At 68.5% G+C, this 14,168-nt stretch carries 12 protein-coding genes and 1 pseudogene; 12 read left to right on the forward strand and 1 reads right to left on the reverse strand.

Going from position 1 to position 14,168, the window contains the following annotated elements; all coding sequences use genetic code 11:
- The 11 genes and pseudogenes from RHOFW104R8_RS17905 to RHOFW104R8_RS14985 all read left to right on the forward strand — a co-directional run.
- On the forward strand, positions 1 to 324 hold a 324-nt coding region (locus tag RHOFW104R8_RS17905), incomplete at its 5' end, for a hypothetical protein (RefSeq protein WP_235605154.1).
- Positions 325 to 763: 439 nt separating this feature from the next.
- Positions 764 to 885 (forward strand): annotated as a pseudogene (locus tag RHOFW104R8_RS17910) (transposase); the annotation flags it as partial.
- A 15-nt stretch (positions 886 to 900) separates the two neighbouring features.
- Positions 901 to 1,392, forward strand: a complete 492-nt coding sequence (locus RHOFW104R8_RS14945; RefSeq protein WP_082823659.1) for an iron chaperone — start codon at positions 901 to 903, stop codon at positions 1,390 to 1,392.
- A gap of 102 nt (positions 1,393 to 1,494) precedes the next feature.
- A complete protein-coding gene (locus RHOFW104R8_RS14950) occupies positions 1,495 to 1,908 on the forward strand; it encodes an MAPEG family protein (RefSeq protein ID WP_068094967.1) in 414 nt (137 codons plus the stop codon).
- 259 nt (positions 1,909 to 2,167) lie between these two features.
- Positions 2,168 to 3,574 (forward strand): glucose-6-phosphate dehydrogenase, encoded by a 1,407-nt coding sequence (gene zwf / locus RHOFW104R8_RS14955; protein ID WP_068094971.1) that lies wholly within the window; start codon positions 2,168 to 2,170, stop codon positions 3,572 to 3,574.
- Positions 3,568 to 4,284 (forward strand): HAD family hydrolase, encoded by a 717-nt coding sequence (locus RHOFW104R8_RS14960; protein ID WP_068094965.1) that lies wholly within the window; start codon positions 3,568 to 3,570, stop codon positions 4,282 to 4,284. The genes zwf and RHOFW104R8_RS14960 overlap by 7 nt, the downstream gene beginning before the upstream one ends.
- A 37-nt stretch (positions 4,285 to 4,321) precedes the next feature.
- On the forward strand, positions 4,322 to 5,416 hold the full coding sequence (gene tal, locus RHOFW104R8_RS14965; RefSeq protein ID WP_068094961.1) for a transaldolase: 1,095 nt from the start codon (positions 4,322 to 4,324) through the stop codon (positions 5,414 to 5,416).
- Entirely contained in the window at positions 5,413 to 7,062 is a 1,650-nt protein-coding gene (pgi, locus tag RHOFW104R8_RS14970; protein WP_068094958.1) for a glucose-6-phosphate isomerase, read from the forward strand. Before tal ends, pgi begins: the two co-directional genes overlap by 4 nt.
- Positions 7,059 to 8,705, forward strand: coding sequence for a phosphoglucomutase (alpha-D-glucose-1,6-bisphosphate-dependent) (pgm, locus tag RHOFW104R8_RS14975; RefSeq protein ID WP_068094955.1), 1,647 nt, complete (start codon positions 7,059 to 7,061; stop codon positions 8,703 to 8,705). Before pgi ends, pgm begins: the two co-directional genes overlap by 4 nt.
- A 136-nt stretch (positions 8,706 to 8,841) precedes the next feature.
- A complete protein-coding gene (gene tkt / locus RHOFW104R8_RS14980) occupies positions 8,842 to 10,890 on the forward strand; it encodes a transketolase (RefSeq protein WP_068094952.1) in 2,049 nt (682 codons plus the stop codon).
- 154 nt (positions 10,891 to 11,044) lie between these two features.
- Positions 11,045 to 12,226 carry an ATP-binding protein gene (locus tag RHOFW104R8_RS14985; RefSeq protein WP_068094949.1) on the forward strand — a complete coding sequence of 394 codons (1,182 nt, stop codon included), beginning with the start codon at positions 11,045 to 11,047 and terminating at the stop codon, positions 12,224 to 12,226.
- Between the two features lie 44 nt (positions 12,227 to 12,270).
- Here RHOFW104R8_RS14985 and RHOFW104R8_RS14990 read toward each other — a convergent pair whose 3' ends face one another.
- Positions 12,271 to 13,026, reverse strand: a complete 756-nt coding sequence (locus tag RHOFW104R8_RS14990; RefSeq protein WP_068094944.1) for a Bax inhibitor-1/YccA family protein — start codon at positions 13,024 to 13,026, stop codon at positions 12,271 to 12,273.
- Between the two features lie 123 nt (positions 13,027 to 13,149).
- On the opposite strand from RHOFW104R8_RS14990, the gene hemC reads away from it, so the two are divergent.
- Entirely contained in the window at positions 13,150 to 14,067 is a 918-nt protein-coding gene (gene hemC, locus RHOFW104R8_RS14995) for a hydroxymethylbilane synthase (RefSeq protein WP_068094941.1), read from the forward strand.
- Positions 14,068 to 14,168 lie beyond the last annotated feature (101 nt).

The raw sequence follows: 14,168 nt of genomic DNA on the forward strand, positions 1-14,168 counted from the left end.
GCATCGGGGGTCGATAGCTCTGCGATTGAGGCAAACTATGACCGCGACGACCCGGGGGAGTTTCTCAATAGCCTGTTAGGCGCCCTCACATTTCTCTACAACAAGCATCCTGCGGCTACATTGGTTCCACTGCTAGTTCTTGGCTATCTCAGTCTAGTTTTTTACTTCGGCGCGTTCTTCCTCAAGCACCGAATCACGATACCTGGTGTACACAGCAAGGCTCTGCAAGACCTCCTTTCTGGCTTCCTCGCGATTGCTCTGGGGTTTGGTGCAAATCGGCTTGTCCAGCTTGCTGTCTCCGCTTTTTCTATCGGTACGCCCTAACCATTCCGTAAGAGACTTCCCGTCAACGCCACGCGCTTGATGCTCTTGCCCTGAGCTTTCGAGCCAATGCTGGTCATCGTATTGTCCTCTCTGATGCGTCATGCGTGTCAGTGCTGCGCGGGTTGCAACGATAGTCAGACTGCATTTCCGTAAACGGTCTTGTTGCATCGGTGTGGCTGATGCGGACCAGGGTATAAACCGCGCCCGGGGACCTCGTTCATTCATCGGTGTCGTCGGTGTTCGGGGATCAGCCGAAACACGTTTAGCAGCGGTATTCATTTCAGGGGGAGTTCGTCGCAACATGAAGCAGATCGCACGCACCAGCATCAGAGCAGCCTCGGCCAGCGTCGTCGCAATCGTTTCGCGTGCGACCGACGTCCCCCGGTTTTGAGTAGCACCGTGGTTTGGAGTCCAATCCCCCACCCGGAAAATATTGAACGTGAAGACGCGTTTTTCGGAAGAACCGATCTTCGGCTTCTGGAGGAAGCCGGGTCAGGGTTGGCGATGAAAGAGCTGTGCCGTCGGCATGGCTTCTCGGAGACCATCTTCTACCTGTGGCGCAGGTGAGCAGACACCATGGCTGAAAAGAAACCGGCAGGAAACGCCACGCGAAAACCCACCCGCAGCGCCACCGCGCCCGGCGAGGCTCCCACGGGATTCACGGCGGAGGAGCGCGCCGCGATGCGGGAGCGCGCCCGGGAGCTGAAGGCCGCAGCGCGCCCGCACGCGGGAGGCGCGAATGAAGAGGGCGCCGTGCTCGCAAGGATCGCCGCGATGCCCGCTGCAGATCGCGCCATGGGCGAGCGGCTGCATGCGCTCGTCCGGGCCACCGCGCCGGACCTCGCGCCGAAGCTCTGGTATGGGATGCCCGCCTACGCGAAGGACGGCAAGGTCGTCTGCTTCTTTCAGGGCGCGCAGAAGTTCAAGACGCGGTATGCGACCTTCGGCTTCAGCGACAAGGCCGCCCTCGACGAGGGCCACATGTGGCCCACGGCCTTCGCACTGAAGGAGCTGACCGCCGCCGCCGAGGCAAGGATCCGCGAGCGCCTGCGGCGGGCGGTGCGCTGAAGGTTCCGCCCGGAAGACGCGCGACAGGCGCGATAATGGCCGCCCCGACCGGCGACGTACCCGTCCGCGCCGGCCGCCGGTCCGACCAACGAGGACAGCGTCATGAGCAATCCGAGCACCTTGGCATTGACCGGTTTCATCGCGTGGACGCTGCTGCTCCTGGTGCTGATGGAGGTGCTCCGGACCCGGCTTGTGCTGCACCGGAAGATCCCCGCCAACGGGTTCGTTCCCGACAATGCGAACCTTTCGCCATTCATGCAGCGGCTGGCCAGGGCCCATGCCAACTGCATCGAAGGCCTCCCGGTTTTCGGCGGATTGCTGCTGGTCGCCATCGGCACCGGGCACACCGCGGTCACGGACGGCGCGGCCTGCCTGTTCCTTGCCTGCCGCGTGCTGCAGTCGCTCATCCACCTCGCCTCGGTGAGCGCGGCCGCCGTCACGCTGCGTTTCACGGCCTTTGCGGTGCAGACGGCCATCGGCGTGTACTGGGCCGTCGAGCTGCTTGCATCGGCGTGAAGCGCGCCGGGCAACGGCGAGGCCGCCGACCGTACCGGGACGGGTGCGGATGCGCGTCGCCGCCGGCAGTGCCCGTGCGTTGGCCGCTGAACCGGAGGCCGACGGCTCCGCCGGTTTATGCATCGACTTAACCTGCCGGCGTGCAGGCTGGAAAGCGGACCCGAAGTGCGGCATGTTGGCGAAGCCCGCCATGCCCGTCGCCTGCCGCACGCCACCCCGGGCAGCGATGCCTGCCAGCCCCACGGAGAACCTCACCGCCATGCCGATCCCCCGCTCGGACGCCCTGGTCTTTTTCGGCGCCACCGGCGACCTGGCCTACAAGAAGATCTTTCCGGCGCTGCAGGCGATGATGCTGCACGACGGGCTGGACCTGCCGATCATCGGCGTGGCACATGCGGGCTGGGACGTGGAGCGGCTGCGCCAGCGCGCGCACGACAGCCTGACGCACGCGGCGCTGGAGCAGGGCGGCCGGGTCGACGAGGCCGCGTTCGCGAAGCTGGCGGCGCGCCTGCAGTATGTCGACGGCGACTACAACGACCCGGCCACCTTCCGGCAGCTGAAGCAAACGCTGGGCGGGGCGCAGCGGCCGCTGCACTACCTGGCGATCCCGCCCGGTCTGTTCGGGGTGGTGGCGAAGGGTCTCGAGCAGGCCGGCTGCGCCGGGGAGGCGCGGATCGTGGTGGAGAAGCCGTTCGGCCGCGACCTGGCCTCGGCGCAGGAACTCAACCGCACGCTGCACGCGGTGTTCCCGGAGTCGGCGATCTTCCGCATCGACCACTACCTGGGCAAGGAGCCGGTGCAGAACCTGCTGTACTTCCGCTTCGCCAACACCGTGCTGGAGCCGGTGTGGAACAACCGCTACGTGGACCGCGTGCAGATCACCATGGCCGAGCAGTTCGGCGTGGACGGCCGCGGCGCGTTCTACGAGGGCGTCGGCGCGATCCGCGACGTGCTGCAGAACCACCTGCTGCAGGTGACCTCGCTGCTGGCGATGGATGCGCCGATCGGCGGCGGGCCGGAAGCGCTGCGCGCCGAGAAGCTGCGGCTGTTCCGCGCGATGCGCCCGCTCGACCCGGCCGAGGTGGTGCGCGGCCAGTTCCGCGGCTACCGCGAGGTCGCGGGCGTGGCCGCCGATTCCAACGTGGAGACCTTCGTGGCGCTGTGCCTGCACGTCGACACCTGGCGCTGGGCCGGCGTGCCGTTCCATATCCGCGCCGGCAAGCGGCTGCCGCTGACCACCACCGAGGTGATGGTGGACATGAAGGCGCCGCCGCTGTCGGTGTTCGACCCGGTCGGCGCGGCGCAGTCGAACTACTTCCGCTTCCGGCTCAGCCCGGAGGTGATCCTCGCCGAGGGCATGCGGGTGAAGCAGCCGGGCGAGGAGATGCGCGGCGAGCCGGTGGAGCTGGTGGTGCGGCATGACCTGGCACCGGAGAAATCGCCGTACGAGCGCCTGCTCGGCGACGCGATCCGCGGCGACAACGCGCTGTTCACCAGCGATGAATGCGTGGAGGCGGCGTGGGCGGTGGTCGACCGCGTGCTGGCCCACGAGGGCGCGGTGGAGTTCTACGAGCCGGGCAGCTGGGGGCCGCCCGGGGCGGCGCGCATCGTCGGCGGCGACGAGGGCTGGCATGACCCGCGGGCGGAGGAGGGCAAGCCATGTTGAGCAATCACGCGGCCGGGGCCGCCGCGGTGGTGTTCCTGCTCGACGTGGACAACACCCTGCTCGACAACGACCGCTTCGGCGCCGACCTCGGCGCCACGCTGGAGGCGGCGTTCGGCGTGGCCGGACGCGAACGCTACTGGGCGATCTACGAGGAGCTGCGCCAGCAATTCGGCTTTGCCGATTACCTGGGCGCGCTGCAGCGCTTCCGCGCCGGCCTGGACAACGACCCGTCGCTGCTGCAGATGTCCGGCTACCTGCTGGACTACCCGTTCGCCGACCGGCTGTACCCGCACGCGCTGGAGACCGTGGCGCACCTGCGCACGCTGGGTCCCACCGCGATCCTGTCCGATGGCGACGTGGTGTTCCAGCCGCGCAAGATCCAGCGCGCCGGGCTGTGGGCCGCGCTGCGCGGCGAGGTGCTGGTCTACGTGCACAAGCAGCAGATGCTGGTGGCGATGCAGCAGCGTTACCCGGCCGCGCACTACGTGATGGTGGACGACAAGCCGCCGATCCTGGCCGCGATGAAGCAGCGCCTGGGCCGCAGGCTGACCACGGTGTTCGTGCGCCAGGGCCACTACGCGGCCGCCAGCGCCGGCGAAACCGTCGAGCCGGCACCGGACCTCACGATCGCGTGCATCGGCGATCTGCGCCGGCGTAAGCTTGAAGACTTCCTGCCGAGCGCACCCGCAATCAGCCTGCCGGCAGACTGAAATCATCTATCGATCGAACCGGAAACACGGAGCAAGCATGAAAGCGACCCGCCAATTGCACGACCTCGGCCAGAGCCTGTGGCTGGACAACATCACCCGCAGCCTGCTCGACGACGGCACGCTGGCGCGCTACATCGCCGAGGATTCGATCACCGGGCTGACCTCGAACCCGAGCATCTTCGACGCGGCGATCGGCGGCGGCGACGCCTACGACGCCGGCATCCACGCCAAGACGCTGGCCGGGCTCTCCGGCGAGGCGCTGTTCACCGAGCTGGCGCTGGAAGACCTGCGCCGCGCCGCCGACCTGTTCCGCCCGGTGTTCGACGCCACCCGCCAGGTGGACGGCTGGGTCTCGATGGAAGTCTCGCCGCTGCTCGCCGCCGACACCGCCGGCTCGATCGCGGCGGCGCGGCACATCCACCACCAGGGCCGGCGCGACAACCTGTTCGTGAAGATTCCCGGCACCCCGGAAGGCGTGCCGGCGATCGAGGAGGCGATCTTCCTCGGCATCCCGATCAACGTGACCCTGCTGTTTTCCTGCGCGCAGTACCAGGCCGTCGCCGAGGCGTACCTGCGCGGCATCGAGCGACGCCTGGAAGCCGGGCTGGACCCGCGCGTGGGCTCGGTCGCCTCGCTGTTCATCAGCCGCTGGGACGTGGCCGCCAACCCGCAGCTGCCGGCCGATCTGCACAACCGGCTGGGCATCGCGGTGGGCCAGCAGACCTACCGCGCCTACCGCGAGCTGCTGGCCTCGAAGCGCTGGCAGAAGCTCGCCGCCGCCGGCGCGCAGCCGCAGCGCCTGCTGTGGGCCAGCACCGGGGTGAAGGACCCGTCCGCGCCGGACACGCTGTACGTCAGCGCGCTGGCCGCGCCGGACACCATCGACACGATCCCGGAGAAGACCCTGCACGCGTTCGCCGACCACGGCCAGCTGCATGGCGTGCTGGCCGCCGACGGCGGCGATGCGGACGCGGTGCTGGCGCAGGTCGCCAAGGCCGGCGTGGACCTCGACGCGCTGGCGCTGAAGCTGCAGCAGGACGGCGCCGCGGCGTTCGTGAAATCGTGGCAGCAGCTGCTGCAGCGGATCGCCGACAAGGCCAGCGCGCTGGAAAAGGAATCCGAGCTGCCATGAGCGAGCCGCGACTGACCCGCCTGCCGCCATGGCAGGCGTTGCAACGGCATGCCGACGCGATCGGCCGGCGGCACCTGCGCGAGTGGTTCGCCGCCGATCCGCAACGTGGCGAGCGCTTCGTGCTGGAGGGTGTCGGCCTGTACCTGGATTACTCCAAGCAGCGGGTGGATGCCGACGCGCTGCGCCTGCTGCGCGAACTGGCGGTGGCCTGCGGGCTGCCGCAGCGGATCGAGGCGATGTTCCGCGGCGAGCGCATCAACACCACCGAGCAGCGCGCCGTGCTGCACGTGGCGCTGCGCGCGCCGGCGGGCGAGAAAATCCTGGTCGACGGCCACGACGTGGTGGCGGACGTGCACGACGTGCTCGACCGCATGGCCGCGTTTGCCGACCGCGTGCGCAGCGGCGCATGGCGGGGCCACGGCGGCCGGCGCATCCGCCACGTGGTCTCGATCGGCATCGGCGGCTCGGACCTCGGCCCGGTGATGGCGTACGAGGCGCTGCGCCACTACAGCCGGCGCGAGATGACGTTCCGCTTCGTCTCCAACGTGGACGGCACCGACTTCGCCGAGGCGGTGCGCGCGCTGGACGCGGCCGAGACGCTGTTCATCGTCTGCTCGAAGACCTTCACCACGCTGGAGACCTTGGCCAACGCGCACGCCGCGCGCGCCTGGTGCCTTGCTGCCCTGGGCGACGAGTCCGCGGTGGCAAAGCACTTCGTGGCGGTCTCCACCAACGCCGACGAGGTGGCGAAGTTCGGCATCGACACCGCCAACATGTTCGGCTTCTGGGACTGGGTGGGCGGGCGCTACTCGATGGATTCGGCGATCGGCCTGTCCACCATGCTGGCGATCGGCCCGGAGCATTTCCGCGCGATGCTGGCCGGCTTCCACGCGATGGACGAGCACTTCCGCCACGCGCCGCTGGAACGCAACCTGCCGGCGCTGATGGGCCTGCTCGGCATCTGGAACAACAACTTCCTCGACGCCGCCACGGTCGCGGTGCTGCCGTACGAGCAGTACCTGAAGCGCTTCCCGGCCTACCTGCAGCAGCTGACCATGGAGAGCAACGGCAAGCGCGTCACGCTGGACGGCGCGGCGGTCGACTACGCCACCGGGCCGGTCTACTGGGGCGAGCCGGGCACCAACGGCCAGCACTCGTTCTACCAGCTGATCCACCAGGGCACGCGCATCGTGCCGTGCGACTTCATCGGCTTCGGCCAGCCGCTCAACCCGCTCGGCCAGCAGCACGACCTGCTGATGGCGAACCTGATCGCCCAGGGCGAGGCGCTGGCGTTCGGCAAGACGGCGGACGAAGTGCGCGCCGAAGGCACGCCCGAGGCGCTGGTGCCGCATCGCACGTTCCCCGGCAACCGCCCCAGCAGCACCATCCTCGCCGCCAGGCTCACCCCGCACACGCTGGGCACGCTGATCGCGCTGTACGAGCACAGCGTGTTCGTGCAGGGCGTGATCTGGGACATCGACTCGTTCGACCAGTGGGGCGTGGAGCTGGGTAAGCAGCTGGCGAAGGCCACCATCGCCGAGCTGACCGCGCCGAGCGAGCCGCCGCTCGCCCACGACAGTTCCACCAACGCCCTGATACGCCGCTATCGCCGGCTGCGCGACAGCCAGACAACGGAAGGTCCATGAGCCAGAAGATCAGCCCCCTCGCCGGCAAGCCGGCACCGTCGTCGATCCTGGTCGACATCCCGCAACTGCTCGCCGCGTATGCCGACCTGAAGCCCGACCCCGCGGTACCGGCGCAGCGGGTGGCGTTCGGCACCTCCGGCCACCGCGGCAATGCGCTGGAGCGCAGCTTCAACGAAGCGCACATCCTGGCGATCAGCCAGGCGATCTGCGAGTACCGCCGCTCGAAAGGCATCGACGGCCCGCTGTTCATCGGCGCCGACACCCATGCGCTGTCGCAGCCGGCGTTCGAGAACGCACTGGAAGTGCTGGCCGCCAACGGCGTCGAGGCGATGATTTCCAGCGGCGGCGAATACACCCCGACGCCGGCGGTGTCGCACGCGATCCTGGTCCACAACAGGGGGCGCTCGAAGGGCCTCGCCGACGGCATCGTGATCACGCCATCGCACAACCCGCCGGACAACGGCGGCTTCAAGTACAACCCGACGAATGGCGGCCCGGCCGACAGCGACATCACCCGCTGGGTGGAGAACCGCGCCAACGCCCTGCTCGAAGGCGGCCTGAAGGAAGTGCGGCGGATGCCGTACGCGCAGGCGCGCAAGGCGGCCACCACGCACGAGCACGACTACCTCAACGCCTACGTCGCCGACCTGGCGAACATCGTCGACTTCGACGCCATCCGCGGCGCCGGCGTGCACATGGGCGTCGACCCGCTGGGCGGCGCCGGCGTGCACTACTGGGCGCCGATCGCCGAGCGCTACCGGCTCGATCTCACCGTGGTCAGCGCGGTGGTCGACCCGCAGTTCGCCTTCATGAGCGTGGACTGGGACGGCAAGATCCGCATGGATCCGTCGTCGAAGTATGCGATGCAGCGGCTGATCGGGTTGAAGGACCGCTATGACGTCGCGTTCGCCTGCGACACCGACCACGACCGCCACGGCATCGTCACCCGCAGCAGCGGACTGATGGAGCCGAACCACTACCTGTCGGTGCTGATCGACTACCTGTTCCGGCATCGGCCGCAGTGGAGCGCGCATGCCGCGGTGGGCAAAACCGTGGTCAGTACCGCGCTGATCGACCGCGTGGCGAAACGGCTGGGCCGAAAACTCTACGAGGTGCCGGTCGGCTTCAAGTGGTTCGCACCCGGCCTGTTCGACGGCTCGCTCGGCTTCGGCTGCGAGGAAAGCGCCGGCGCCTCGCTGCTGCGCCGCGACGGCTCGGCCTGGGTCACCGACAAGGACGGCCTGGTGCCGGCGCTGCTGTCGGCCGAGATCACCGCGCGCGAGGGCAAGGACCCGGGCGAGCTGTATGCGCAGTTGACCCGCGAACTCGGCAAGCCGTTCGCCAGCCGCGTCGACGCGGCCGCCACGCCGGCGCAGAAGGCGAAGCTGGCGAAACTGTCGCCCGATCAATTGAAAAGCGACCGGCTGGCCGGCGAGAAGATCGAGCAGGTGCTGGACAAGGCGCCCGGCAACGGCGCCGCGATCGGCGGAATCAAGGCGATCGCCGCCAGCGGCTGGTTCGCCGCACGGCCGTCCGGCACCGAGGCGATCTACAAGGTCTACGCCGAAAGCTTCCAGAGCGAAGAACACCTGCAAGCGTTGCTGAAGGAAGCCCAGAGCATCGTCGACAGCGCCCTGGCCTGATCGACGCGGCCGCTCGCGTAGGAGCCCGCTCGCGGGCGATGCTCCTGCTCTGACGTACGATGAAAGATGCGATCAAGAGCATCGCCCGCGAGCGGGCTCCTACGCGGACGATCAATCCACCACCGGAGATACCGCCATGTCCCACGCCCTCGACCAGCAATGCATCGACCTGCTGCGTTTCCTGTCGGTGGACATGGTGCAGCACGCGAACAGCGGCCACCCCGGCCTGCCGCTGGGCGCCGCGCCGATGGCCTACGCGCTGTGGACGCGGCAGCTGAAGCACAACCCGGCCAATCCGCACTGGCCCGACCGCGACCGCTTCGTGCTGTCCGCCGGCCACGGTTCGGCGCTGCTGTACAGCCTGCTGTTCGCCACCGGCTACGACCTCGCGCTGGACGACCTCAAGCAGTTCCGCCAGTGGGGCAGCAAGGCGCCGGGACACCCCGAGTACGGCCACACGCCGGGCGTCGAGATCACCACCGGCCCGCTCGGCCAGGGCCTGGCCAACGCGGTGGGCATGGCGATCGGCGAGGCACACCTGGCCGCGCGCTACAACCGCGACGGCCACACGGTGATCGACCACCGCACCTGGGCCATCGTCAGCGACGGCGACCTCATGGAAGGCGTGGCCAGCGAGGCCGCTTCGCTGGCCGGCCACCTGAAGCTGGGCAAGCTGGTCTGCCTGTACGACGACAACTACGTGACGCTGGCCGGCGGCACCGACATCACCTTCTCCGAGGATCGCGCGAAACGCTTCGAGGCCTACGGCTGGCAGACCATCCAGGTGACCGACGGCAATGACCTGGCGGCGATCGACGCCGCCTTGCTTGAGGCGCGCGCCGACAGCGCGCGGCCCACGCTGATCCTGGTGCGCACGCACATCGGCTACGGCTCGCCCGAGCAGGACACGTTCAAGGCGCACGGCTCGCCACTGGGCGTCGAGGACGTCCGGAAGACGAAGGAGAAGCTGGGCTGGCCGGTCGAACCGGACTTTCTCCTGCCGCCGCCGGCGCTCAAGCACCTGCGCGAAGCGCTGGACCGCGGCGTGGCGGCCGAACGCGCCTGGAACAGCCGCATGGACGTCTATACCAAAGCCTTCCCCGAGCTGGCCGCCGAGTTGCAAGGCCGCCTGGATGGCGAACTGCCGGCGGGCTGGGACGCTGACATCCCGGTGTTTCCCGCCGATGCCAAGGGCCTCGCCACCCGCGTCGCCGGCGGCAAGGTGATGAACGCGATCGCGCCGAAACTGCCCGCGCTGGGCGGCGGCTCGGCCGACCTCGACCCGTCCACCCACACCGCGCTGAAGGACCTGGGCGACTTCAATCCGCCGCTGGCGCCGGGCGAGGACAGCCAGGGTTCGGACGGCGGCGGCTGGAGCCATGCCGGCCGCAACCTGCACTTCGGCGTGCGCGAGCATGCGATGGGCGCGATCGCGAACGGGCTGGCCGTGCACGGCGGCTTCATCCCCTACGGTTCGACCTTCCTGATCTTCTCCGACTACATGCGCCCGGCGATCCGCCTCGCCGCGCTGATGGGCGTGCACGTGGTGCACGTGTTCACCCACGACAGCGTGGCGCTGGGCGAAGACGGCCCCACCCACCAGCCGGTGGAACAGCTGGCCAGCCTGCGCGCGATCCCCAACCTCAGCGTGATCCGCCCCGCCGACGCCAACGAGACCGCCGTGGCGTGGAAGGTGGCGCTGGAAACAAAGCGGCGGCCGGTGCTGCTGGCGCTGACCCGGCAGAACGTGCCCACGCTGGACCGCACCCGCTACGCCAGCGCCGACGGCCTGCGCCAGGGCGCGTACGTGCTCAGCGATGCGCCGAACGGCAAGCCCTCACTGATCCTGCTCGCCAGCGGCTCCGAGGTCGGCCTGATCGTCGAAGCCGCCGACCAGCTGCAGGCCGACGGCATCGCCGTGCGCTGCGTGTCGATGCCGAGCTGGGAATTGTTCGACGCGCAGCCGCAGAGCTATCGCGACCAGGTGCTGCCGCCCGACGTGCCGGCACGGCTGGCGGTGGAACTGGGCGTGTCGCAGGGCTGGGACCGCTACGTCGGCGCGAAGGGCGACATGCTCGGCATCGACCACTTCGGCGCCTCCGCGCCGGCCGAGGTGCTGCTGCGCGAGTTCGGCTTCACGGTGGACAACGTGGTGGCACGAGCGAAGGCGCTGCTGGCGCGGTAACACCGGAGCTCGCGCAATCGCACGGGATCACAAAACGTGTCCCGGCAAGCCATCAAGGCGACGGGCAGAAGGCATGCCCGGGCATTTACTAGCGGCTTATATTAACTTCTATGCAATTTTTGATATAAATGCCAAGAACTCGCTAGAGACGGCCATGGATCCCTACAGCAACCCCTTCAATCCCGGCGCCGGCGTCAGTCCACCCGAACTGGCCGGACGTTCGGAGGTGCTCAGCCAGGCCATCACGGCACTGGAACGCACCAAGCGCGGTCGGCATGCCAAGTCATTGATGATTCTTGGCTTGCGCGGCGTGGGCAAGACCGTATTGCTGAACGAGATCGCCCGGGAGGCCAGTGAACGGGGTTATCTCACCGAACAGATCGAGGCACGTGACGGCGAAGATTTACGCCAGCTGCTGATACACACATTACGCAAAGTGCTTCTGCAACTGGACCGAAGCGCGCAGGCCATCGAGGCCGTGAAAAGAAGTCTCCGCGTGCTGCGCAGTTTCATCGGCAATGTCACCGCAAGCGCCGGCGGCGTGGACGTGACCCTGGGCGTGGACCCGGAAGCCGGGCAGGCGGACAGCGGCGATCTGGAAGCAGACATCAAGGACGTTCTGGTAGCTGCCGCACGAGCCGCGCAGGCGGCCTCCCGTCCGGTGGCTTTGTTGATCGACGAACTGCAATACGTGCCGCGCGCGGAACTGGGAGCACTGATTCGCGCCATCCACGCCATCAACCAGGCGGGATTGCCGCTGTTGCTGTTTGGTGCGGGCTTGCCGCAGTTGGCGGGTCAAGCCGGCGATGCCAAGAGTTATGCCGAACGGCTGTTCGACTTTCCGCGACTGGACAGGCTGCAGGAAGAGGATGCATATAAGGCGATCCGCGAACCCGTGGAGGAAGAAGGCGCCCGTATCGAGGACTCTGCACTGGCGGAAATCTATGTGCAGACCCGTGGCTATCCCTACTTCCTGCAGGAATGGGGCTACAACGCGTGGAACGCGGCCGCCGACAAGGTCATCACGGTGGACGCCGCCACTGCCGCCACCGACCAGTCCATACGTAAGCTGGACCAATCCTTCTTTCGTGTGCGCTTCGACCGGTTGACACCGCTGGAACGCGACTACATGCGTTACTTGGCAGAGTTTGGCGAAGGCCCGCAGCGATCATCCGACGTCGCCAAGGCCATGGGCAGGGGCGGAAGCAGCCTGGGACCGACCCGCGACAACCTGATCAAGAAAGGCATGATCTACGCACCGGAACACGGCCTGATCGCTTTCACCGTGCCGCTGTTCGATGAGTTCATGCGGCGCGTCATGCCGTTGTCGCCGTAGCCGAGACGCAGCGGCGTCGCCTCGGCACGACGGCACAAGAATCCTCAGTTGCGCGACTGCAGCTTCGACAGCAGGCGCAGCAGTTCCAGGTACAGCCAGACCAGGGTCACCACCAGCGCGAAGGCGCCGTACCACTCCATGTACTTCGGCGCGCCCTGCTGGGCGCCGGTTTCGATCAGGTCGAAGTCGAGGATCAGGTTGAGCGCCGCGATCACCACCACCACCGCGCTGAACGCGATGCCGATGCCGTTGCTGCCGTTGATGAAACCCATCGAGTGGCCGAAGAAGCCCATCGCGAAGTTCGCCAGGTACAGCAGCAGGATGCCGCCGGTGGCGGCGGCGACGCCGAGCTTGAACTTCTCGGTGGCGCGGATCAGCCCGCTGCGATAGGCCAGCAGCATCGCGGCCATGGTGCCGAAGGTCAGCCCCACCGCCTGCATCACGATGCCGGGGTAGCGCATCTCGAAGATCGCCGACAGTGCACCGATGAACAGCCCTTCCGCCACCGCGTACAGCGGCGCGGTGATCGGTGCCCAGGTCTTCTTGAACACGGTGACCAGGGCCAGCACAAGGCCGCCGATCGCGCCGCCGAGCACCAGCGGCATCATCGCCGGCAGGCTCCCGGGGCCGGCGAACCGGCTCCAGCTGACCATCGCGCCGACCAGCACCAGGATCAGCAGCAGGCCGGTCTTGTTGACCGTGCCGTTGATCGTCATCGCCTCGTCGCCGCGGGTGAGGACCGCGCCGCTGGCGGCATCGAGGAAGGTGTTCTTGTTGAGCGCCGGATTGCCGCTTTGCATGATCTGCTCCCGTGGTTTGCCATCATCGTAGCGGCTTTGCCGCCGCCCTGCGCCAATGTGCCGTTGCGCCGCCGTACGCAAACTACGCGACAATGTGCGCCTGTCGAACGTCGCGGAGCCCCGATGAACCCTTCCACCCTGCGTATCGCCACCCGCAAGAGCGCGCTCGCGCTGTGGCAGGCCGAGCACGTCGCCGCGCGGCTGCGCGCCACGCATCCGGGGCTGGCGGTGGAGCTGGTGCCGATGAGCACCCGCGGCGACGAGATCCTGGACCAGCCGCTGGCCACCATCGGCGGCAAGGGGCTGTTCCTGAAGGAGCTGGAGGTGGCGATGCTGGAAGGCCGCGCCGACCTCGCCGTGCATTCGCTGAAGGACGTGCCGGCGCAGTTGGAGCCGGGCTTCGCGCTGCCGGCGATCCTGCCGCGCGCGGACGCCGCCGATGCGTTCGTCAGCAATCACCACGACAACCCCGCCGCGCTGCCCCACGGCGCGCGCGTGGGCACCTCGTCGCTGCGGCGGCAGGCGCAGTTGCGCGCACTGCGGCCGGATCTTGAACTGCTCGACCTGCGCGGCAACGTGGGCACCCGCCTGGCCAAGCTCGACGCCGGCGCCTACGACGCGATCGTGCTGGCCTGCGCGGGACTGGAGCGGCTGGGCCTGGCCGCGCGGATCCGCTCGCGGCTGGCCGCGCCGGACTGGCTGCCGGCGCCGGGGCAGGCGGCGATCGCGATCGAGGCACGCGAGGGCCAGCCCGGCGTACTGGCGCTGCTGGCCGCACTGGACGACGCCGACACCCGGCTCACCGTCAGCGCCGAGCGTGCGATGAATCAGGCGCTGGGCGGCAGCTGCACGGTGCCGGTCGGCGCGTGGTGCACGCTGGGCGAACACGGCCTGCACCTGCGCGGCATGGTCGGCGACGCGGCCAGCGGCCAGCTGCTGCATGCCGAGGCCAGCGGCCCCGCCGACCAGGCGATCGCGCTGGGCCGGCAGGTGGCGGCGGCGTTGCTGGCGCAGGGCGCCGCCGAGCTGCTTAGACTCTGAAAAACGGCGCCGATTTTCAACGCCGGTCGCAGCCTCGGCAGGGCGGGCACGGCCCGCCGCCTTTCGCGTTGCATGGCAAGAGCGGCGGGCGGTGCCCGCCC

Origin of the sequence: Rhodanobacter sp. FW104-R8 (assembly GCF_001617365.1) — a bacterium.
In the GTDB taxonomy this organism is placed as follows: domain Bacteria; phylum Pseudomonadota; class Gammaproteobacteria; order Xanthomonadales; family Rhodanobacteraceae; genus Rhodanobacter.